This window comes from Pseudobdellovibrio exovorus JSS (assembly GCF_000348725.1).
Classification (GTDB): Bacteria; Bdellovibrionota; Bdellovibrionia; order Bdellovibrionales; family Bdellovibrionaceae; genus Pseudobdellovibrio; species Pseudobdellovibrio exovorus.
In genome coordinates this window covers 291,719-314,062 of sequence record NC_020813.1, presented here as the reverse complement: position 1 = coordinate 314,062, position 22,344 = coordinate 291,719, and the positions used below count along the sequence as shown (strand labels likewise).

The 22,344-nt window shown below is 42.7% G+C and carries 23 protein-coding genes; 10 read left to right on the top strand and 13 right to left on the bottom strand.

Going from position 1 to position 22,344, the window contains the following annotated elements; all coding sequences use genetic code 11:
- Window position 1 precedes the first annotated feature (1 nt).
- Window positions 2-1,279: a TolC family protein gene (locus A11Q_RS01630; protein WP_015469037.1), complete on the bottom strand. Its 1,278-nt coding sequence runs from the start codon at window positions 1,277-1,279 to the stop codon at window positions 2-4.
- A gap of 365 nt (window positions 1,280-1,644) precedes the next feature.
- Here A11Q_RS01630 and A11Q_RS01625 point away from each other — a divergent pair, with 365 nt between their 5' ends.
- Complete coding sequence (locus tag A11Q_RS01625; RefSeq protein ID WP_015469036.1) at window positions 1,645-2,676, top strand: M48 family metalloprotease; 1,032 nt, start codon at window positions 1,645-1,647, stop codon at window positions 2,674-2,676.
- Here the strand turns inward: A11Q_RS01625 and A11Q_RS01620 are convergent.
- From A11Q_RS01620 to A11Q_RS01590, 7 genes are all read right to left on the bottom strand, one after another.
- Entirely contained in the window at window positions 2,673-3,425 is a 753-nt protein-coding gene (locus tag A11Q_RS01620) for a DsbA family oxidoreductase (protein ID WP_015469035.1), read from the bottom strand. The genes A11Q_RS01625 and A11Q_RS01620 overlap by 4 nt on opposite strands.
- A complete protein-coding gene (locus A11Q_RS01615) occupies window positions 3,422-3,928 on the bottom strand; it encodes a methylated-DNA--[protein]-cysteine S-methyltransferase (RefSeq protein WP_015469034.1) in 507 nt (168 codons plus the stop codon). The genes A11Q_RS01620 and A11Q_RS01615 overlap by 4 nt, the downstream gene beginning before the upstream one ends.
- Complete coding sequence (locus A11Q_RS01610; RefSeq protein ID WP_015469033.1) at window positions 3,925-5,379, bottom strand: DNA-3-methyladenine glycosylase 2 family protein; 1,455 nt, start codon at window positions 5,377-5,379, stop codon at window positions 3,925-3,927. Before A11Q_RS01610 ends, A11Q_RS01615 begins: the two co-directional genes overlap by 4 nt.
- Window positions 5,380-5,438: 59 nt before the next feature.
- Window positions 5,439-6,020 carry a histidine phosphatase family protein gene (locus tag A11Q_RS01605; protein WP_015469032.1) on the bottom strand — a complete coding sequence of 194 codons (582 nt, stop codon included), beginning with the start codon at window positions 6,018-6,020 and terminating at the stop codon, window positions 5,439-5,441.
- Window positions 6,021-6,027: 7 nt separating this feature from the next.
- Complete coding sequence (locus A11Q_RS01600; RefSeq protein ID WP_015469031.1) at window positions 6,028-6,783, bottom strand: siderophore-interacting protein; 756 nt, start codon at window positions 6,781-6,783, stop codon at window positions 6,028-6,030.
- 154 nt (window positions 6,784-6,937) lie between these two features.
- A complete protein-coding gene (locus A11Q_RS01595) occupies window positions 6,938-7,879 on the bottom strand; it encodes an alpha/beta hydrolase (RefSeq protein ID WP_015469030.1) in 942 nt (313 codons plus the stop codon).
- Between the two features lie 22 nt (window positions 7,880-7,901).
- Window positions 7,902-8,675, bottom strand: coding sequence for an acyl-[acyl-carrier-protein] thioesterase (locus tag A11Q_RS01590; protein WP_015469029.1), 774 nt, complete (start codon window positions 8,673-8,675; stop codon window positions 7,902-7,904).
- Between the two features lie 147 nt (window positions 8,676-8,822).
- On the opposite strand from A11Q_RS01590, the gene A11Q_RS01585 reads away from it, so the two are divergent.
- Window positions 8,823-10,016 (top strand): hypothetical protein, encoded by a 1,194-nt coding sequence (locus tag A11Q_RS01585; protein ID WP_015469028.1) that lies wholly within the window; start codon window positions 8,823-8,825, stop codon window positions 10,014-10,016.
- 3 nt (window positions 10,017-10,019) lie between these two features.
- Here A11Q_RS01585 and A11Q_RS01580 read toward each other — a convergent pair whose 3' ends face one another.
- From A11Q_RS01580 to A11Q_RS01570, 4 genes are all read right to left on the bottom strand, one after another.
- Window positions 10,020-10,913, bottom strand: a complete 894-nt coding sequence (locus A11Q_RS01580) for a DUF808 domain-containing protein (RefSeq protein ID WP_015469027.1) — start codon at window positions 10,911-10,913, stop codon at window positions 10,020-10,022.
- Between the two features lie 37 nt (window positions 10,914-10,950).
- Window positions 10,951-11,109, bottom strand: a complete 159-nt coding sequence (locus A11Q_RS13835) for a hypothetical protein (protein WP_235044627.1) — start codon at window positions 11,107-11,109, stop codon at window positions 10,951-10,953.
- Between the two features lie 203 nt (window positions 11,110-11,312).
- Window positions 11,313-12,263, bottom strand: a complete 951-nt coding sequence (locus A11Q_RS01575) for a pirin family protein (protein ID WP_015469026.1) — start codon at window positions 12,261-12,263, stop codon at window positions 11,313-11,315.
- 199 nt (window positions 12,264-12,462) lie between these two features.
- Window positions 12,463-12,912 (bottom strand): DoxX family protein, encoded by a 450-nt coding sequence (locus A11Q_RS01570; protein ID WP_051056721.1) that lies wholly within the window; start codon window positions 12,910-12,912, stop codon window positions 12,463-12,465.
- Window positions 12,913-13,023: 111 nt separating this feature from the next.
- On the opposite strand from A11Q_RS01570, the gene A11Q_RS01565 reads away from it, so the two are divergent.
- Window positions 13,024-13,425, top strand: coding sequence for an MGMT family protein (locus A11Q_RS01565; protein WP_015469024.1), 402 nt, complete (start codon window positions 13,024-13,026; stop codon window positions 13,423-13,425).
- An 11-nt stretch (window positions 13,426-13,436) separates the two neighbouring features.
- Here A11Q_RS01565 and A11Q_RS01560 read toward each other — a convergent pair whose 3' ends face one another.
- Window positions 13,437-13,985 carry a DUF4442 domain-containing protein gene (locus A11Q_RS01560; protein ID WP_158320344.1) on the bottom strand — a complete coding sequence of 183 codons (549 nt, stop codon included), beginning with the start codon at window positions 13,983-13,985 and terminating at the stop codon, window positions 13,437-13,439.
- Between the two features lie 65 nt (window positions 13,986-14,050).
- On the opposite strand from A11Q_RS01560, the gene A11Q_RS01555 reads away from it, so the two are divergent.
- The 7 genes from A11Q_RS01555 (at window position 14,051) to A11Q_RS01525 (ending at window position 22,343) form a co-directional block, all read left to right on the top strand.
- On the top strand, window positions 14,051-14,263 hold the full coding sequence (locus tag A11Q_RS01555) for a DUF2905 domain-containing protein (protein ID WP_015469022.1): 213 nt from the start codon (window positions 14,051-14,053) through the stop codon (window positions 14,261-14,263).
- Between the two features lie 266 nt (window positions 14,264-14,529).
- Window positions 14,530-17,529 (top strand): chemotaxis protein CheW, encoded by a 3,000-nt coding sequence (locus A11Q_RS01550; protein WP_015469021.1) that lies wholly within the window; start codon window positions 14,530-14,532, stop codon window positions 17,527-17,529.
- Complete coding sequence (locus tag A11Q_RS01545; protein ID WP_015469020.1) at window positions 17,526-18,011, top strand: chemotaxis protein CheW; 486 nt, start codon at window positions 17,526-17,528, stop codon at window positions 18,009-18,011. The genes A11Q_RS01550 and A11Q_RS01545 overlap by 4 nt, the downstream gene beginning before the upstream one ends.
- A 29-nt stretch (window positions 18,012-18,040) precedes the next feature.
- Complete coding sequence (locus A11Q_RS13280) at window positions 18,041-19,999, top strand: methyl-accepting chemotaxis protein (protein WP_015469019.1); 1,959 nt, start codon at window positions 18,041-18,043, stop codon at window positions 19,997-19,999.
- 13 nt (window positions 20,000-20,012) lie between these two features.
- Entirely contained in the window at window positions 20,013-21,128 is a 1,116-nt protein-coding gene (gene cheB, locus A11Q_RS01535) for a chemotaxis-specific protein-glutamate methyltransferase CheB (protein WP_015469018.1), read from the top strand.
- 2 nt (window positions 21,129-21,130) lie between these two features.
- Complete coding sequence (locus A11Q_RS01530) at window positions 21,131-21,511, top strand: response regulator transcription factor (RefSeq protein ID WP_015469017.1); 381 nt, start codon at window positions 21,131-21,133, stop codon at window positions 21,509-21,511.
- Complete coding sequence (locus tag A11Q_RS01525; RefSeq protein WP_015469016.1) at window positions 21,501-22,343, top strand: CheR family methyltransferase; 843 nt, start codon at window positions 21,501-21,503, stop codon at window positions 22,341-22,343. The genes A11Q_RS01530 and A11Q_RS01525 overlap by 11 nt, the downstream gene beginning before the upstream one ends.
- Window position 22,344 lies beyond the last annotated feature (1 nt).

The window sequence follows — 22,344 nt, the reverse complement described above, 5'->3', positions numbered from 1 at the left end:
ATTACATCTCTTTCGTGACGACAGCTGGTAAGTACAATGCTGACGATTCGAGTTTAATTAAATCTAATCTGGCTTGGAATCGCGTCTGATCGTATGTACGACGAATCGAGCGATAGTCTGTTAACGCCATTTGCACATCGATATTACGGCTAAGTCCATAATGCGAATCACGCAACACTGTTTTATAATTTTTTTCAGCTAACTCGGCTGATTTTTTTAAAGCAGATAACTGGTCTGCACGCAGACGCACGTTCTGATAAAGCGAACGCATCTCGGCCTCTTTTGAACGGCGCAGCCGTGCTAACTCTAAATCGGCTACGCTTTTTTTCGAAACGGCCTCTCTGACTTGAGCACTGCGAAGACCACCTTCAAATAATGGAATACTGACTTTGAATTGAATGTCCCACTTCAGATCCTTAGTGAACCCATCCGGTCTTTCCAAATAGTAATTACCTAAAAGATCAGCTGTCGGCCAGTGTCCGCCTTTTGCAATACTAACTTCTTCATCTGAAGCTTCCAGTTGCTCTTTGACGCTTTTCACTTCCGGCGACTCTTCAATACGCGCTAGATAATCTTCGAGTGGACGTAGCTTAATGTCAGTTGTTTCGCCTTGTTTATCCACAAGTGGTGCATCAACAGGAACTCCAGAAAGAACGGCTAAGTTTTCACGGGCACTCGTCAATCGTGACTGCACCAATTGTGCTTCGGCATCTAAAGCTGCTGCTGTGGACTGAGCTGTTAATACTTCTGTGGCACTGGATTCACCACGACGACTACGTGTTTGCAGTTTTTTAACACGATCAGCGTAGATTTCACGTTGTTCGTTTAGGTTTTTTAAATCTTGTTCCGCAGCTAATACATCTAAATAAGCTGATGACACATCCACATAGACTTTAATTAAATTCTGAGTCTGAGCCTGCTTTTGCGCTTCTAATAAATTATTGCGTTGGCGAATGGCTGCGAACTCACGGCCGCCGCGAAAAAGCGGCTGCACTAAAGCGAAGTTCACTGTTGTTTGTCTTTCTGGAAAGAACTGAGCCGCCACGGGATCACTTGGCTTCGGTTGAATCAAATGCGAACCTTCTAATGACAAACTGGGATAAACTAAACCCTTGGCTTGTGATATCTGCTCTTCAACTTGTACGACCTGTTGACGGCTTTGTGCCACTGTTTCATTTTTTTGAAATGCTGATTGTAATGTCTCTTCTAAAGTTAGCGCGTCAGCCGAACTTACCATCAAAGAAAGCAAGCTGATCACTTGCAATGGACGCTTCCACATACTCTACCCCTTCCGCAGGCTTTAAAGGCAGAATACTGATAGAAAGTTTTGTTAAGTTCAAGTCATGAACTGATGCTGCATCTTTGAATTTGTAATTATGTAACAGTTGAATCCTCAAATGAAACTACATAGGAATACTCGTAAATTTTTTGAGTGATTGAGCTTGACGAAAAAGGTTTTCTGATTGTAATGAACTCAAAAAATCTGGGTTTTTATTGTTTCAATTTGAGACCAGTTGAGGTTCCATCGAAGACTATTTTCCTAAATTTTAAGAATAATAGGATCTTTAGACTATTCTGAATTAACTCTAACAGAATGACTCCGATAAGAATTTATCAACAGCTCTTAGTTTCAGGAGGTCTATTTTGAGGTTTTTAGGTCTTTTAGTATTTGCGGTATCTTTACTTGCAACAAGTGCCACAACCGAATTACGCCGCGAAACCTCAGTTGAACTAGAAGATTGTGATCGCAGTCAGTTCAGCGATAGATACCCTTCCACTGTACGTTATACCCAACAGCTCATGCAGCATATAATGGAAAACAATTCCGATGTTTTTCATGGGGATCTAGCACCGGAAAACTTCTGCATTGGGATCACCGACAACCGCGTTGGAGGACGTGCTTGGGCCGACTCGAAAACACGCACCATGGTCATCGATCCTAATTTAGTTTTACGCGTGCAGAATGATGCGCAGTTGGCTTGGATTGTGGCACATGAATTAGCCCATGTGAGTATGCGCCATTATGTTGAACCGAATTCATCCCGACACAATGCCGCCCGTGTGGAAGCCGAAGCCGATGTTATCGGCGCCCACTTGTATTTGCGTGCCGGCTTTACCTCGGACGAATTGGCTTGGCGAGTGCAACAGTTGGCGGTTCTACCGGATATGATGGCCTCAGTAACAGAGCCCGATTACTACGGAGAAGTTCGAACTACAACCGCAGGTCATTCTCGGTCTCCGGATATTCCAGCTTCACAGCGTATCGCAAATGCCTATCAAACCTGTGGTGGTTCCTCTGCACAAATGAGTGAACCGAACTTTGGAAGTAATATGCCTTATCCGGCTCCGTGCTGGAGTGTTTGGTCCGTACGACATGGTGAACCTGCACGTTCTGCTGAGTTTCGTCGTCTTATGAATGACAGTCGTTCCTTGGTCAATGTAATCACATCGCCGAACTTATCTGCAGTGAAGACAGAGATCTTAACGGCTGAGCCTCCCCCTGACCCAAAAATGACCGCATTAGGGGAAACATTAACTCCCAATTCTGAGGCTCCGACGGCAGCTCCGCCGAAACCAGCGAGGAAGACTAGCGCCACGCCTGTTCATGACCACGATCACAGCGATACTCATGACAACAGTCACGAACAAACCGCTGAAGAAGATTTAGAAGATTAGTCGCAGTCTCCGTCTGGTTTGCAGGTGGCTGCATCCTCAGTGGATAAATCTTGGATTCCTGCAGACTGAGCCTGCGACCATTCGGCCAAAGACTGTTGTAAGACCTGTACAAATATTTCCGGAGGCTGCGCTCCAGAAACCGCGTACTTTCTATCAAAGATAAAAAATGGAACGCCTGAAATTTGCAAAGCGCGAGCTTCTTGGATATCACTGTTCACCGCCTGAGCATAGGTGTTCTCTGATAAGGCGGCCTCTACATCCTGATCACTGAGACCAATACTGTTGCCAATTTCTTTTAGCGTGGCTGTATCACTGATATCTTTTCCCTCAGTAAAGTAAGCTTTAAAGAAGCGATCTTCGGCCTCTGACCCCAGCCCTTTTTCTTGTGCATATTTAATAACACGATGAGCTTTCAGCGTGTTAGCGACTTGCATATCTTCAAAGTTATAAACCAATCCGACCTCTTGCCCCGCCTGCACAATCCCCGCATGAGCTTGCTTGCTGCGCTCTAAAGACCAACCATATTTTTGCGCCACATATTCATAATTACTCTGGTTACTTTTTCCATCAGGAATCGAAGGGTCTAATTGAAAACTCTTCCATATGATTTCCACATCTGAAGACTTACCAAGCTGAGCCAGTGCCGTGTCAAACTTGGTCTTCCCTAAGTAGCAGTATGGGCACATCACATCGCTCCAAATTTCAATTTGCATTTTTTGACTTATCGCCTGATTTGTTGTCTGGCTCATTTTAGTTTTCCTGTCTTTTTCATGTTTGTCTTTTCTAAATTCAGTAGCATTTCTTTGATACTGAGCCCACCAGCATAGCCGCCCATTGTTCCGTCTGAAGAGATAACACGATGACAGGGTACAATCAAACTGATCGGATTACGCCCATTGGCAGTTCCCACCGCACGACTGGCATTCGCATCTTTAAGCTCTTTGGCTATATCCTTATAAGATCTGGTCTCGCCATAGGGGATTTGCGCTAAACGTGCCCACACTCGCTTTTGAAAAGCGGTGCCGTCCATCTGTATCGGAATATTAAACTCTTGGCGCTTTCCAGCTAAGTACTCGCCTATCTGACATTCGGTTTTGTCTAGAATTTTAGAAGCTGATGAATGAGCTGAAGATGCAGCTTCTTCCTTTTGAATTTTTTGATCTTTCCAAAAAATTCCGTGCAAGTATTTTTCTGATGCGACCAAGTATATTACCCCTACTGCTGAATTAATTTTTCTTTGCACTTTCATCATGTTGAACTTCCTTTTACTTTTTTTGTTTTCTTTAACTCTTGTGCATACACACGCCAGAACAGAGCGGCCACATAGCCTCGCCATGGCGCCATCGCCGCGATGACCTCAGAGGAATGAATTTCAAGGGCTCTTTTTAAAATCAAATCACTGGCTGGAAATGAATCCGTATCACGCAAAACCTTCATGGACATATACTGAGCCGTCCACAGACCGATCCCTTTAATCGTCATCACTTTCTTTTTGAACTCTTCAACATCTTGAGTTGGTTCTAAAGAAATTTCGCCAGATAATATCGCCTTAGAAAAATCAACCAGTGTCTGCTTACGAAGTCCCGTAGTTTTCAATTTGGACAAATCTGCTTTAACTATTTGCTGTGGTGTCGGAAAAAGTTTTATCCGCTGACCATTTATTTGATATTGAGTTTCTTGTCCCGCAATTTCAATCAACTGACTCACTAAAGAGCGCGCTTGTTCTAAGCTTACCAACTGTCCCAGTATCGTGGCTATGGCCACCTCGAAAGGACTCCACCCCGACGGCATCCGAATTCCCGGACAGGTTTTTAAGAGTTTCTTGACTTGGCTATCGGACTCTAAAGCATTAGCTATCAAAGCAGGATCGGAATCTAAATCAAAAAGGTTTCGTACCCGTGAAATCAGAGTGTGCATTACAGACGTATCTGGAAACTGAATTTTCACTACTAAGTGGGACTTCTTTTCATCATTTCTAATACTGATCTGTCCGACCTTACCATTAAATTCTATCACCCGATGCATTTGTCCATCGGTGAACCATTCCAACTGACCAATGCGATGGCTTTGATAGGATTGCATAAGCCCAGAAAAATCAAAGGGAGGACGATAGGGAATTGTGATGCTGAGTCCCTCGTCATCTAAAATAGGTACTCTGCGAATTTCCCGCGGAGACTTTTTAAAACGATCTTTAAAGGCATCATTAAAACGCCGAACGGAAGAAAATCCTGCGGCATAAGCCACTTCCGACATCGGCAACACGGTTTCCGTTATCAGCTTGCGTGCTAAATTCAGTCTATTTTCAAAAGATAATTGCTTAGGTGTTTTGCCGATTTCCTCTATAAAAAGTCGACGCAAATGTCGTGCACTGACACCAAACTGAACGGCAAACTGATCTTCACTGAACTCGATTGTATCCTGCGAATTTAAAACCTTCACAGCTCGCTGGACCACCGCCGATTTTCCAACCCATGCCGGAGACAGCGGCGCACTTTCAGGGCGGCAGCGCAGACAAGGACGATACCCTGCTTTTTCAGCTTCGATATGACTGTGGAAGTATTCAATATTTTCTTTTTTAGGTTTGGCGGGACAAATCGGACGACAATAGATGCCTGTCGTTTTTACCCCTATGAAGAACTTGCCATCAAAGCGCGGGTCCCGTGCTATCATAGCGCTGTAATAAATGTCAGATTTTGCCTTCATGGTTTAGTTCTACCACAAAAACTTCATTTTTTTAGCCGTTTTCGGACATGAACGATTTATTATTTTTTAGAATCGCCGGGTAATGCCTGCATTGGTAGGTTTTCAGATCGCTCTAGTTTGCCATTACGAAATTTAAAATACCAAACGCGATCAAAATCCTGAGACCTCCAATAAGAAAGGTTCTTAGCTCCAAAAGCTTTAGCAATGTCTGGAATCTCGTCATGTCCCCAGACGATCAAAACAACTTTTCCATCAGTTTCGTCAGATGATAGAACATGTCTCGCCATATTGAGGGCATCTTTGACCTCGAACGACGTATCAACTTCAAGGCCCAGAGACTCCGCCAAAGGCGCGGCCGTTTCAATCGAGCGAATCGAGCCTTTTTTCTTTCTAGGGTGTTGAGCCACAATCACCTGTGGCACTTTAAATCGACTATTTTCAGAACTGAAAACCTGAACTAGTGCCTGTGCGCGTTCATAACCTTTTTTAGAGAGATGTGTCTGACTGTCATCATTCGGTTTTTCAGCATGACGGATCACATAGATATCAGATGGCTCTGCCCACGCTGAATTTGGGCTTAAGAGTGAACTGACTTGTATAACCGCACTTAAAATATAAATGAAACCGATTTTTGAACGCATAATACTCTTATTTACTCCAATACCCTTTTGCCGAAACCCATTCCGGATTAAATCCAAAATTTTTCGCCAGAACATCTTTTAAGGCCATCGCAATTTGTTTTTCACAGCCGACCCAAGCGTAGTAGTCCCCTTGTGGTTTCGCTTTTTCCGACAAGATTTGAACATAATCTTCTATCTGGGCCGACGCTTTATAAAACCATTGTACCTTGAGATTCTTTCTTTCTGGAAGAGCAATCTTATTTTCTTCCTCATTTAGAATTAAAACAACATCCACAGGGATGTCCGCTGGAATTTCCTCTAATCGCCGCGCCACTGAGGGCATAAACGACTCATCCCCGATGAGCCAGTAGCCATCAAAAGTATACGGAACAACACGCGATCCCCGTGGACCTGCAATTAGAAGTTTTGAACCGACTTGCGCTTGACGTGCCCAATTCGCTCCAGCGCCTTCTGCATGCAAGAAGAAATCAATTATGAGTTCTTGTTTTTCATTATTATAAGCGCGCGGAGTATAATCACGCATAATTGGTGGACGACTACTTTCAGTCGCTTCTTTTGATAGATCTGGTTTTTGCGCCACCTCTTCATCTGGATAAGGAAAGAAAAGCTTAATATGATCATCCGGAGACGCGCTAACAAAATCCTGTAAATCTTCTGAAGTAAAAGTAACTTCCTTCATCTTTGGATTTAACATTTTGATTTCTTTTACAGTTAACGTTCTAAACTTAATCGAGTGCATGACGGTTTTGACTTCACGATCCATACTTAGACCTCCTCAGTCATAGATGTTTCACTACACATAAGGCGGCCTCATTCAAAACACAAGAAATTCAATGTTTGATTTCATTTGGTTTTCAACTCTTGCGAAAACCTGCTTATTTCGTCTTAATAAGCAATTCTATCAAAAGAGTTTTTGTTTATTTTAGATCTAAAACAAATTTAGACACCACATCAACAACATCATTTGTTGTCTCGGGTGATGTGATATTCCCGGCTAAGACATGATTGTTAGATTTAATTTCTACAAACTCTTTAGTTGAAGACGACATCTGACTAAGTAGCTCTTTAGCTCTTTCTATATTCACCACACGATCTTTTTCCGTCCACAACATCAATGTTGGAATTTGTATTTTTGAAAAGTCTAAACGCTCGACTTCACGAACCACATCGGTCATGGCACGCACTCCGTTGACACTGTACTTCGTTGTCCAGAATTTTTCTTGTTCTGGATTGCGTGGTTTCCATTGATGATATGGTCCAACTACTGCGCGTGCGATCCAATACCCCAGAGGTCCACCAGCTAAGAAGCCACGTGGATCGCGTATTCCTAAGTTCGGAGAAATCAAAACTAAACCTGCAATATCAGAATGACGGGACGCCAGCCACAACGCCAGAGTTCCCCCTGTAGATGTGCCTACTAAAACGATTTTTTTTCCTAGGCGTTTGGCCACTTGGTATGACTCTTCTGCATCTTGAAATAACTCATCAGACGTGAGGTCAAACATCTGCCCGTCTTGTAACCCATGACCTGCTAAGCGAGGAAAATACACATGGGACTTCGTCATTGCCCCTACACTTTCCATTACCGGAGAAATCTCGCGCGGACTCGCTGAAAAACCATGTAGATAAACGAGTGCCACATCTGTTGACTGAGTCTGAGGGGCATTGAAAGCGAAAAAAGAACTGTTATCTTGTTTGACTCCAGTAAAACTCGCTTCTTTATTGTGAACGTAGCTCAGAAAATCTTCGCTGATTTCAACAGGACGAACATGCGGAGAACGCCAATACACCCACCCCGGTCCGAAAGCCACAAGGCCTAAAATGACAACCAACATAGCTACAGATATTTTCTTAATCATAATTTTTACTCGTTTATTTATTTTATCTTACGCGAAGTTTCGCAGTAAAGATGGTCTTTTTATCGGACACACGTACGCCTTGGAACTGAATCAAAGCGGTGGCACTATCGCTTTGGCCTTCTAACTTTTCTTCGGCACAGCTTTGTACGGTTACGCGGTCTCCGGACCTTGCTTCTGCTAGGAAGTTCACTTCATATTCTAGTAAATCGACTCCGGCACGGAGGGTATCAATCGAAATAGAATCTAAAATCCACTTCGCATATTTGGTATTGTTAACATGATTGTTAAGATCAATGTCACTATTACGCACTTCAAAGACAGTTAAATCCTGTGCGTCCTCACGATAGGGAATCTTCACTGGATGATGAGGTAATGCAGTCCCTGTGCGAAAGAGTTGTTCGTATTCAGACCACTCTTGTGCTGCAATCTTACGAGTTTGTGTGTCAATAACAGCAAAAGTACTGGTGCAGGTTCCAATCACCTGACCATTTAAAATGATCTCATAATCACGCAAAATAAACGCCGCGCTTTCCGGTGGGCGCAGCCACGTGCGAATACTGATAGTTTCATTCCACTTCGGCCACTGCGACATCACGAGCTTTTGGCGAGTAAACACCCACGCCAGATTTGCAGGAAGACGTACTTGCGCCGCAATCGCATGCATCCAGCCCACATCTTGAATCAAATTTAAAATGGCATAAAGCCCTGCGCGTCCACGTAGGTTCACAAGGTAAGAGGTGATCTTATATTCCTCTTCCCATATTCTTTTTTCTGTCGTTTCAGATGAGGTGCTCATGGGTTTTATGTTGCCTGAAAGCCTAAGAAAAATCGACATTTTAGGGTCGATTTTCGGATGATAGATAAGGTTTAGACAGTTGAAGTCACCTCAGATCTACTAAATTTCTTTATAAATGGGCACGACTTTAGCTACATAGCCCCTGATATGAAAAATAGGCCATTGGCTCTACAAAAATTAGCTATCACCTTAATTCAGACCGTTGTGCTGACATTGTCGGGACTACCGGCCTACGCCAATAACAATGGCTCTGGAAATAGTTCGGCGACTGGCCCCCGTTCTAACATCAACTCTGCCAATCCTCGTCCTCAGCAGACGTTCATGAGCACAACTCCGTTGAACACTCCAGAAGGAACTGTTCATATTGAAGTTCAAAGTTATGACATCCACACCGCAGAAGACCTGAATCGCGCGCGCCAAGAAATTTTAGCAAAAACCCGCCAACAGCCCGAGACCAACGAATTTTTCCGTATCGAAGTCAAAACAACGGATGCTCGTCCGCAGAGTCTCGAAACTCCAGTAAAAAATGTAGCCACTGAAATTGAAAACTCAATCCGTGCAGATAACAAATCAAAACCCGCAGCGACAACAGTGGCTCCACCGAATGCGGCCAGCTTCTTTAAACGTAACTACAATATGACTTTGTCTTTTGTGCGTTTTGTTGCCAATACCGCTGTGGTTTCCAGTGGTCTTGTGATCGGAGCCGGAGTTCCAATGGAGCACGCTCTGCTCATTGGCAGCCTTGCCGGAGCTATGTCCGGAGCCATCCAATTAAAAAGTGATGTGGTGATGAAGTGGTTAGCCAACTCAGTATTAATGGTTAACACCGCTAAACGATTACGCCTACTTCCTGCTAATGATGGCCTCGAACCTGCACGAGCAGAACGAGCTATGCGCGAAGTGGAAATGTACAGTCGCTGGGCCATGCTAGAAACTGGCTTTTTATTGGTGATCCGTACGTCTATGTCTTTATTGAATATTCCAGTGACCGAAAATCTCTTTATGACGGTGGCCAAGTCCACGGCCTCACAGGGTATATTTGAAGTCGGAGTCTTAAAAGCCACCCAGCAGTTAGAGCGCATGAATCCCAATTGGTCATCGCAAGCCAGTGTATTTAAGAATGTGGCTCTATTTACAGGGTCAGGTGTTTCTGTATTAGCGGCAATCGGCTCAATGGTCGGAATGCCATTTGCGAACTTAGGTTTCGTTGTTTTAACAGGTACAGGTTTGGTTTTAAATTTTGCACCGAAGCTCTCTAAGAGTCGCACTGTCGAACGCATTCTTTCCGGTTGGCGACCTACCGGAGCCGTTAAAACTTGTCGTTCTCTTTTTGCTTATTAATTACTATGAGGGACGGAGCCACTGGCGAAGTGGCTTCAAAATCCACTTCACTAAAAGAAAAACTAAACCGCCGCCCACAATTCCTGTAACAAGGCTAAGCCCTGAAGACGTCACACTCGACATCTGAACTTGCATGTGATGCAAGTAAGAGATTCCATGCACAAGGATACCACCACCCACAAGAAACATCGCGATGGTTCCCACAACTCCTAATGCCTTCATCAGGCGAGGAGCCGCAGTCACAATAGAACTTCCTAGAATTTGACTGAAGCGCGAATGATGTTTCTGATTTAGATATAAACCAGCATCGTCTAATTTCACGATAGCCGCGACCAAACCATACACCCCAATCGTCATCACGGTCGCAATACCCGCCAATACTAAAAACTGTCTTAGCAGAGGCTCTGCCGTGACAGTTCCTAAGGCGATCACCACGATCTCGGCTGATAAAATAAAATCGGTACGAATCGCACCTTTAATTTTTTGCGCTTCATCGATCACGGGCAAATCCGGAACAAGGTGCAATTCAGCAGATTGATTTTTGGATTTTTTATTCCACGCGTGCAGAAGTTTTTCGAAAACTTTTTCAAAGCCTTCAAAACACAGATAAGCTCCACCCAACATCAACAGAGGTGTCACCAACCATGGAAGTAATTGACTAATTAATAAGGCCGATGGAACTAATATAATTTTATTAATCACCGAACCTTTAGCCACAGCCCACACCACTGGAAGCTCACGCTCAGAAGCTACGCCTGACACTTGTTCTGCATTCAAGGCCAAATCGTCGCCTAAAACTCCGCTGGTTTTTTTCGCTGCTACTTTTGTTAACACTGCAACATCGTCTAATGTTGAAGCAATATCATCAATCAATGCTAAAAGACTGGTTCCCGCCATGAGACGTCTCCAAAATATACACAAGATTATCTTGGGGCTATAATCCACGCAAGCGTTCTGCTTTACCCCAGACCTCAGCGCCATTCCGTACAAATTTCCGTTTAATCGGATTTAAAAGTGATTTAGCCACATCGCAGGGATGGAACGCCATCTGCATTACTACAAAGTAAGAGGACGACGGGTTTAATCCCATCATCCACTTTCACGCTCTGTAGAGAATTCTCTCTTCCGCCACAGAGTGATCACCACCGGGGGCGGTGCGTGTCTTTTATTCCTGCAGCCACTGCGGCATTTTAACTACGTCCGTGCCGCGGTGGTCCCCTCTTTTTTTGGGTGCCAGGCCTTATTTACGGACACGATATGTCATCGAACTAAATTTATTTTTAAATTAGATCCGTTCTATTCCGTGCCTTCAATATTTGAAATTTCACCCATTTTACCTGAGTTAAAATCATCGAAAGCTTGATAGATTTCCGCCGTTGTGTTCATCACAAATGGTCCGTAACCCACGATTGGTTCTTCAATCGGTTCACCACCCATGAATAACAACTGGCTATCTTGCGTGACAGTAAATTCCACTTCAGTAGACGAGCGTTCAAATATCGCCAGCTCAGCTTCATTTACTGTAGTCACTCCCGCTGAAGGACCAGACGCACCCGTCGTATCTACAGACGGAGTTTGAATTTGTCCTTTCAACACAAACAAAGTCGCCGTGCGCCCTTCAACTACAGGAAGGCGTACACGACTTCCCGCTTTCACCTGAATATCCCACAGATTGATCGGCGTGAAAGTCTTCGCAGGGCCTATTGTCGTAGACGTATTGCGGAACTCACCTGCGATCAAACGCAAAGTTCCAGCTACCACATCTGACTTATCTGCATCGTGCAATGTTACTACAGGAATTTGTTCGTTTTTAATTCCCTGATAACGAGGTTTCGACATTTTATCTTTTTGCGGTAAGTTCACCCAAAGCTGCACCATCTCGAAACGGCCACCTTTTTTAGAAAATTCTTTACCATGTTTTTCTTCATGTACTAAACCAGAGGCCGCCGTCATCCATTGCACATCGCCCGGTTTGATAATGCCACCGCCACCAGAGGAATCACGATGCTCCACTTCTCCGTGATAAACGACAGTGACTGTTTCAAAACCACGATGGGGATGTGAGTCGACTCCACGAATATGGTTATCCTCAGCAGGAGGAAACTCTGCCGGACCAGCATAGTCCATTAATAAAAATGGTGAAATTTGATGGGCTAAATCGTTATATGTGAAAATTGAGCGCACAGGAAAGCCGTCTCCGACCCAGTGTGGACGATCGCCTCTTTGTTTTAATACGAGTTTTTTCATAAATTCTCTCTTTTCTATTTCTGATTATTTATCTGATCACATAGGTGATCACACAGAATCATTCTAAATATGAGTCTTAATAGAGAAATGGCAAGGTTTAGATAATTTCAATCAATTTTATCTATAGCTTGCCTATTAGATTTCATGTTAGATTTTATGTAGAATTTATGCGAACTTATGATGTCTGCTCTGCGAATGCCTATAGCGGCATAGGGAATAAAAGGGCATCTAAAGAAAAAGCCCCCGGTCCAATCAAAGTCATCGCAACTAAGACGGCCGCTAAGTTCACAGTGTATTCGTTGCCTGGGGGATTGTTGGTGATTAAGTAGCCACCACCTTTGTGACCGACCACCGCCGCAACGAGCATCACGAAAATGCAGGCCACAGTTCCCACACGGGTAAATAATCCGATGGCAATAAGCACACCACCCAAAATTTCGGTCACCATAGCGGCGCGAGCCTGCAATGCAGGGAAGGGCACATTCAAACTCTTTAGCCAGCCTTCAAATCCTGCCATGTTTCCAGAGCCCACAACACCCAACTTACCCAAGCCATGAATCACAAAACAAACACCAATAAAAAGACGTAGAATAAGGGCTGCAATATCCAACCAATAATCTGGCATTTCTAACAAAAAATAGTGCATCATCTGTGCTCCTTTATAATTTCTGTATATTTATTATATTTTTACCGATGAACTTACTACAGCGCTATTCCCTCTGGCTTGCAAGCAAGAATTCAAAGCTGCTATGCTTTTGGAATGAAGTCTAAACAGCCCCGCGAACTGACGCCTTTTACTAAGAAAGTAATTCAAGTTATCAAAAAAATTCCTAAGGGACGTGTTGCCAGCTATGGCCAAATTGCCACTTTAGCAGGGAACTCTGGTGGAGCCCGTGGCGTCGTCTGGATTCTACATTCCTGTTCTGATGCCTACGACCTTCCTTGGCATCGAGTGGTCAACTCACAAGGACTTATTGCCATTCCTGCAGATCGCAAGCACCACCGCGAACAGCGCAAACGCCTTTTAGATGAAGGGGTTTTATTTTTATCCGCAAGCCACGTCGATTTCAAAAAATTTCAATGGAGCAAAACAATTCCCAAGACTTCCTTAAAGAAGTCCCCTAAGAAAACGAATCTGCGCAAGCCTCAGATGTTCCGCTAGCTGCTATTGTTTTATGAATTTTGGTCGCTGACAGATTTGCGTTCGGACTTTTCTTTCTGACGTTGACGAAAATACTCTTTTGTTGCGACGTAGATAGTTTTACTGACAGTTGAAACCACATCGCCTTCTTCATCAATCCACTCGACTGTTTTGACAAATTCGTAGCGACCATGTTCTTCAGCCTGTTGCTGAATGTACTTAATTTCTTCATCTTCATAGCGCACTTCAGTTCTAAGTTTACCTCGTCCGGGCTTTTTAAACTTAATTTCTGCGGCTTTATCCCAGACCACATATTTCTTTTTGAAGATGTTAATGAGTAAGACAATATGAAAAGGGTCCACAGCAGAAAACTGACTGCCCCCAAAAATTGTGCCGACGTAGTTGCGCGTGCGGAGGCCAAACTTTAATTGAACGCGAGCACATTTCCAGTCCTTTTGAATATAAAGAACTTTTCCGCCCGTGCAAAAAAACATCGGATACAAATTCATTCCATGCCTAAAAAACCATGTTTTAAAACTTTCACCTTGCACAGTGACTCCTTTATTTATGGCTTGAACCATAAAACAGCGCATAAAAAATTATATTCGGCTTCTGGGAATGTGTCTATGCCCGTATACTCTAGGTTATGGACTCTACAGCAAAAGCTCTTATTGTCTTCGGCTTTATATTAATCGCAGCAGGTATTGGCTGGCATTTCGGTTGGATTCAGTCTTTAAAAATTGGACAACTTCCCGGAGACATTCACATCAAACGCGACAATATGCAGATTTATTTTCCTATCACGACTGGTTTATTAATTGGTGCACTAATCAGTTTAATTTCTTGGTTGTTCAAATAACATTTCCAAAATCACTGGCCTAAAAAATTGATTGTTTACTCTAAAAACTTCACACTGATCATGAGTAACAACAAGACAAGTTCTTTCTTTCAAATCATCTTTTAGTCCGTAATCTCTTTAAAGTTTGTTTGTCAGACCTTCTACTGGATTCACTGAAGTTGGATTTAAGATCGTCTAAAGTGCTTTAGTTTTTTTCGATATCACCGATCATAAAAATAATGTTGTAAAAATTTTTTGACAGACAATTGCTTTGGAGGCACTTACGAATGTCTTTCTCTGAACAAGACCTTGAAGAGTTTAAAGTTGAAGCTTTAGAACTGCTAGACACAGCAGAAAAAAGTTTATTAGCTCTTGATCAGGGCGCTGATTTTAAATCTTCTTTTGACTCTATATTTCGTGGTTTCCATAACTTAAAAGGTGCTGCTGGTATGATGGATCTTACCCATCTACAAGCCCATACACATGAACTCGAAAGCATCTTAATGCAGTTCAAAGAAGCCTCTGCCTTACCTAAAGAGCATATCAATTTCTTTTTGCGTGGAATTGATGCAGCCAAGTCTATTCTGGACGGCAACACGATATCATTTGATTACGCTATCTCTGGTCCAGCAAACACAGTTTCATTAACGGCTACAGCACCTACGCCTACTTTAACAGCAGAAACCACACCGGCTTCATCACAACATCAAATTCCAAAAGAAGCGATAGATGAATTCATGGCTGAAGGTGAAGAAATTTTAGAAAGAATCTCGAAAGTACTTTCTAAAATTGAAAGTGGCGATTTTGCAAAAGACAACTTAGATAGCTTATATCGCGATGTTCACTCTTTAAAAGGTACAGCTTATCTTTTTTCTTTTACTTCTTTAGGCGATCTATCACACGCGATGGAATCCAGCTTAGAAAAGGTACGCAGTGGAACACACTTGCCTTCAAAGCCACTCTTAAATGGACTCTTCCAATGTTTGAATGTGGCCGACAAACTTTTTAAAAAAACTAAATCCGGCATTTCTGATAGTGAGCTTGTAAGTGAGATTCCACAGGTCATCAGTGTTCTAAATGCAGCCGCAGAACAACTCAGCTCGGTGAATGTGGCTCCTGTAGAGGTAGCTCCGCCGACTATGGCGGCTCCTGCTGCTGTGAAAGACTCTGCCGAAACAGAGGCTGCTAGCTCGATTCGCGTTCCCGTCGCTTTACTTGATAATTTGATGACCTTAATGGGCGAGATGGTTTTAGTGCGAAATCAAGTTCTGCAATTTTCTAATAAATCAGAAGATCTTGAATTTTTAAGTCTCAGTAAGCGCCTGAATGTTGTTACTAGCGAAATTCAAGGCGAAATGATGAAGACACGTATGCAACCTATCGGTAACGTTTTAGGTAAGTTCACGCGTGTCGTTCGTGATTTGTCTCAGGATCTAGGAAAGAAAATCCATCTGAGCCTTTCTGGAACTGAAACAGAGCTAGATAAGTCTTTACTTGAAGCTATTAAAGATCCATTGACTCATATTGTGCGCAATTCTTGCGATCATGGAATTGAAACTCCGGATGTACGATCTGCCACTGGAAAACCAGAAGCAGGAAGCATCGCTATTCGCGCCTATCATGAAGGCGGACAAGTGATCATCGACATCCAAGATGACGGCAAAGGTTTAAATCAAGAGGTCCTTGTTAAAAAGGCCATTGAAAAAGGTATCCTCAGCACCACTGAAGCTGCAAAATTAACAGAAAAACAAATCAATAACTTAATCTTTGCTCCGGGTTTTTCTACGGCAGCAAAAGTAACGAATGTTTCAGGACGCGGTGTCGGTATGGATGTGGTGCGCACCAACATCGAACGCATTGGTGGTACGATTGATCTGTCGTCACGCTTTGGTGCGGGCACTGTTATTAAGATTAAAATCCCTCTGACATTAGCTATTATTCCAGCTCTGACAGTTAGATGTGGAACAGGTACTTTTGCCATCCCACAAGTTAAATTGGAAGAGCTTGTCCGCGTTGATCAGACATCTGCAAATAGAATCGAAGATCTACATGGAGCGCCCGTTTTACGCCTGCGTGGAAACATCTTACCACTTGTCGACTTGAATAAGGTTTTAAAAACAGGCAGTGAAACCAATTACACCGATGGCATCATCAATGTCGCGATCCTCAATGCCGAACAAGCATCTTTTGGTCTTATTATAGATCAAGTGTATGATACAGCCGATATCGTGGTGAAGCCGCTGAATCGTCTTTTAAAATCTTTGCAGGCTTACTCTGGCGCCACCATTCTAGGTGATGGTTCTGTCGCTTTGATTCTTGATGTTTTGGGTATTGCTAAGATTGCTCAAATCGGACAAGAAAAAACAAACACATCAGAACTTGAAGATGCAAAAGCCAAAGCGGCAGAAGACTTACAAGACTATCTGTTAGTAAAAACAAATTCAGCAACAAAACACGCGATCGTGCTGGGCTATGTTCACCGCATCGAAGAGTTTAAGAAACAAGATGTTGAATACTCTGGCCAACAACCAGTTGTACGCTACGGAGACTCTATTCTACCTTTAATTTCAGTTAATGAAGCCATGGGCTATCCTCAATCTGAATTAGAACAAGAGACTGTACCAACAGTTGTTATCCGTCGTGCGGGTCAGCTTTATGGCCTGCAAGTGGATAATATCTTAGACACATTATCTTCAACAGCAGAACTAGATTTGACTCATATAAAACATTCTGGAATTTTTGGAAATCTAAACACTCCTGAAGAGCTTATTGTGGTTGTAGACCCGTTTGAGCTGATCGAACATTCATTTCCCGAAAGCTCTATTGCAAAAGCTCCCTCTGCGGTAACTCCTGCGGCAACGGCTACAGCCCCTATTATACAGGCTCCGATTGTCAGCGGACAATCGCGTAAGATTCTTTTGGCTGAAGACACTGTTTTCTTCCGAAAATCTATCCGCTCTGTTTTAGAAAAAGTGGGATATGAAGTTGTAACTGCTGTCGATGGACAAGAAGCTCTTGAGTTTTTGAATAAAAATGATGCTCATTTTGACTTAATCATTTCGGATATTGAAATGCCTCGTCTAAATGGATTCCAATTAGCACAGGCTGTTCGACAGCATCCACGTTTTATCAAAACACCTCTTTTAGCTGTAAGCTCACGCGCCGACTCAAAGTTTATTGCTGAAGGCAAACAAGCCGGTTTCAATCTTTACTTAGAAAAATTGAAACCAGATCTACTGCTCAATGCCATCAATCAACTTCTAACGCAAGAATCGAGTGCCGCATGAGTGCTGCATTTCAAGTAAAAAAACAGACGACAGAGCAGCTCACCACATTTTATGTCGATGGTGATTTGTTCGGCATTGAAGTTATGAAGGTTCAAGAAGTCGCAGGTCGCCCAAATCTTTTTGAAGTGCCTTTGGCTCCCCGTTTCGTTAAGGGCTTAGTCAATCTACGCGGTCAAATAGCGACAGCTATCGAACTTAGAGAAATTTATGCCAAACCAGAAAAGCAGGATCAAAACCAAATGTCTGTTATCTGTAAAATTGATGGAAATCTAGTTTCGCTTATTGTGGATTCTATTGGCGATGTGGTCGAAGTTAATAGTAGCGACTTTGAAGTCGTACCAGATACGATCCCGCCACAAGTCAGACGTTTTATAAAAGGTATTTATAAAATGAATGGAACCCTTTTAAGTGTGTTGGATTTAGAAGCCCTTGCCAAAGAGCTTTCACCTGCCAACGAAACCACAACAAATTTAAATAATTAATATATCTAGAATAAATAAGGAGATTCTAAATGAGAGCTAGCAGAAAAGCAGACAACAAAGTTCACGATATCACAGAAGTTATCACAGCAAAAAATACAGGTGGTCAAAGTGCCATTCTAGATGCTGTTTACCGCTCACAGTCTGTGGTTGAATTTCAACCAGATGGATCTATTGTTAGTGCCAATGAAAACTTTCTAAATCTTTTGGGTTACACTCAAGAGGAACTTAAAGGACAACATCATCGTCTTTTCTGTGAACCAGCTCATGTCGAAAGTTTGGTCTATAGACAGTTCTGGGAAAAACTAAGCAAAGGTGAAACTTGCTCTGGCGAATACAAACTAAAATCAAAATCAGGCCTTGATGTTTGGGTTACTGCTTCTTTTAATCCTATCCAAGATCGCACGGGCAAAATAGTTAAGATTGTACAGTTCGCAACAGACATTACAGAATCTAGAACCGAGTTGAAAGTTCGTACAGACATTATGAATATGACAAGTATCGTGTCTGAAGCCAATTTACGCGGCGACATCACCAACATTAATGATAAATACGTGGAAGTTTCAAAATACAGCCGCGAAGAGCTATTAGGTCAGCCTCATAATATCACTCGCCATCCAGATATGCCCAAAGAAACTTTCAAAGAAATGTGGAGCACTATCGGCAAAGGCCAAATGTTCCGTGGTGTTATCAAAAATCGCGCGAAAGATGGCACACCTTATTATGTTGATGCTGTTGTCGCACCAATCATGGGTGAAAATGGCAAACCAAAAAAATATCTTGGAGTTCGTTACGATATCACTCAAGCAGAACTCGAACGCCAATATATCGCACAGCACTTAAGCGGCATCTTACAAGCAATCGATTCATCATTTGCTTATATTGAGTTCGACACTGGCGGACATGTTTTAACTTACAATAAAAATTTCCAAGACGCGATGGAATATGCAGAAAACGAAGTTAAAGGTCAACATCACCGCAACTTCTGTGACCCTGCCGAAGCCAGCAGTCCTGACTATGTAAAATTTTGGGCGGATTTAAAAGCGGGACAACCGAAAAAAGGTATTTTCAGACGTTTTTCAAAAAGCGGTAAAGAAATCTTCTTACAGGCGGTCTACGCTCCTGTTAGAAACGACGAAGGCCATGTTAATAAAATTATTAAAATTGCTATCGACGTAACCGAGCAACAGATCATCAACGAAATTCAAGAGATCGCTTCATCTTTAGGAAGCTCTTCTGCTGAATTGACAACAACTGCTACTGAAATGTCAAAAGTGGCAAATCAAGCAAGTAAAGAGTCTGACTCTGCGGCAGTATCAGCCGAAGGTGTTTCTGCTGGTGTGCAAACAGTAGCAACGAATATGGAAGAAATGGTCGCTTCTATTAAAGAAATCGGCCGTTCGACAAGTGAGTCAGCTCAAATGGCGAAATCCACTTTAGAAAGAGCTCAAGAATCTAATGCAATCATTACAAAATTAGGTTCTAGCAGTAAAGAAATTGGTGATGTTGTAAAAGTGATCAGTTCGATCGCTCAACAAACCAACCTCTTAGCTCTGAATGCGACAATTGAAGCTGCCCGCGCTGGTGAAGCTGGTAAAGGTTTCGCAGTTGTGGCCAACGAAGTGAAGGAACTGGCAAAACAAACGGCTAAGGCAACTGATGATATCACACAAAAAATCAGTGCTATCCAAAATGACACTCAAGGTGCTGTAACCGCTATTGGCAGCATTGCCCAAGCTATCGAAAAACTAAATGGTCTATCAACTGTCGTTGCAACGGCTGTCGAAGAGCAAACAGCTACAACAAACGAAATTTCACGCGTGGTTCTAGAATCACAAAAAAGCGTAGAAAACATTGCGAGCACTGTAAAAGTAGTTTCACAGACAGCGCATGCAAGCAACGTCAGCTCTGAAAAAACGTTAGTGGCGGCAAAAGATTTAAGTCTTTTAGCAGACAAACTTTCAGACTTAGTTAAAAAAGCACACAAGTAATAGGTGGCAGTGAATGTCTAAGGTCAAAGTGCTTATTGCAGATGATTCCGTGGTGTACCGATCACAAATCCGAGCTTCTTTAGAAGATAGCTCTTGGATTGAAGTAGTCGGCACAGCTTCTAATGGCAGACAGGCCATTGAACGTCTGACTGGCTCTGCAATTGATCTTTTGATCTTAGATTTAGAAATGCCTGTGCTGGATGGCCTTGAAACTTTACGCGAAATGCAAAAGCTTTCGTTAAAAACAAAGGTTATCCTATTTTCTTCATCTTCAAAGCGTGGAGCCGAGATTACACTAGAGGCTCTACGTCTTGGCGCCAGTGATTTTATTTCCAAGCCTAGTTCTGATGCCAGTAATACCAATGAGCCTTTTCAGAATCCTGCAGAAAAGATTAAAAAATTATTGCTTCCTAAAGTCAGTGTTTTATTTCCGCATGTGGCTCCGGCAGTCACAACCTCTTCAGCCCCTATGACGACGTCCAAGACAGAAACTAGCTTTGTCAAAGTCCTATGGGAAGCGATGCGACCTCAAGTTATCCTTATTGGCTCATCTACTGGTGGCCCTACTGTATTAGAAAAGATCTTTTCAGACTTGGGATCTTCTGTCGACTGCCCGATTTTAATTGCACAACATATGCCCCCGATTTTCACAGCTAGCTTTGCAGAGCGCCTTAGTCGCTGTAGCGGAATCCCAGCCAGCGAAGCTAAGCACGGCATGGTTTTAGAAAAAAATCATATCTATGTAGCCGCAGGTAATTATCATATGCGCGTTCAAGGAACGCGTGACCATGCAACTCTTGTTTTAGATCAAGGACCTCAAATTCATTCAGTCCGCCCCGCTGTCGATCCTTTATTTGTTTCGGCTGCATCTGTCTTTAAAGATAAATGTCTTGCCTTTGTTCTAACGGGCATGGGTGAAGATGGAAAAGATGGAGCTGTTGCCGTCAAAAAATCTAGTGGCGCAGTTGTTATTCAAAATGAAAGTACTTGCGTCGTCTATGGAATGCCAAAAGCTGTCTTCAGCAGTGGTGCCTATGACAAAATTGCTACCCCCCAAGAAATTACTTCTATCATTCGCGACAAAGTTGGCGTCAGTCGCACATCCGCCGCCGCATCAGGAGACAAATAGATATGTTTCATATTCTGATTATTGATGACACTCGCTCTGTACACGCTTTTACTAAAAGCCTTTTAAACAAGGCTTCAGGCATCCAAGTTTCCTCCGCAATGGATGGGGCACAAGGCCTTGAGGCTCTTAAAGAAAATCATTTCGACTTAATTCTATTGGATTGGGAGATGCCCATTCTGAATGGCCCCGACACACTAGAACAAATTAAAAAAATGGATGTGTCGACTCCGGTCATTATGACAACGACTCGCAACTCTGTAGAAGATATTCAAAGAATGTTAGATGCAGGAGTTAGCGAATACATGATGAAGCCTTTTACTATTGATATTCTTTTTGAAAAAATAAGTTACGTCACTGGAAAGAACTTTCCCTATGCAGCATAATGAAATCTTAAAGTTCTTTGCCGATTTTATCCAATCCGAATTAGGGATTGTCTATTCTGATCACAACAGTTTTCAGTTACAAAATCGCCTAGAGACTATTGCTAAATTCCTAGATCTACCTAGCATAGAAGCTCTTTATGAAAAAACTAAAACTGGTTTTTCGGAAACCGCTAAGCAATTACTATTAGATACTGCCACCAATAACGAAACTTCTTTTTTTCGTGATCCCAAGGTATTCCGAGCTATCGAAACGGATATCCTAGGAAACTTAGCTGCATCTTTAGCTCCGAATGAAAAGTTACGTGTGTGGTCAGCAGCTAGCTCTACCGGACAAGAGGCTCTTTCTTTAGCTATGTTGTCACGCGAATTAGCAGCGAAAAGTGCTAATCCATTTTCTGTCGACATTTTAGCAACGGATATATCTGAGCGTGTTTTAAAAAAAGCTCAAGAGGCCCGCTACACACAATTAGAAGTTCAACGTGGTTTGCCGACAACTCATTTGGTCAAGTATTTCCGCAAGGATGAACAAGATCACTGGGTAGCATCACCGCAACTGACGAGTCTGATTGAATATAAAAAGCTCAACTTAAAATCAGATTTTACATTCGCTAACAAATTCCATCTGATTTTATGCCGTAATGTTCTGATTTATCAAAATGTAGAAGACAAAATTGCAATTCTTGATCGAATCACCGCAAACCTAGCGCCAAATGGGTATCTGATTCTGGGATCTGGCGAAAGCCTTTTAGGCCTATCTTCAGACTACGATCAGCAGATATCTAATGGCGCTATTATTTATCAAAAGAAAGGAGTCAGGCTACAAGCGGCCTGAT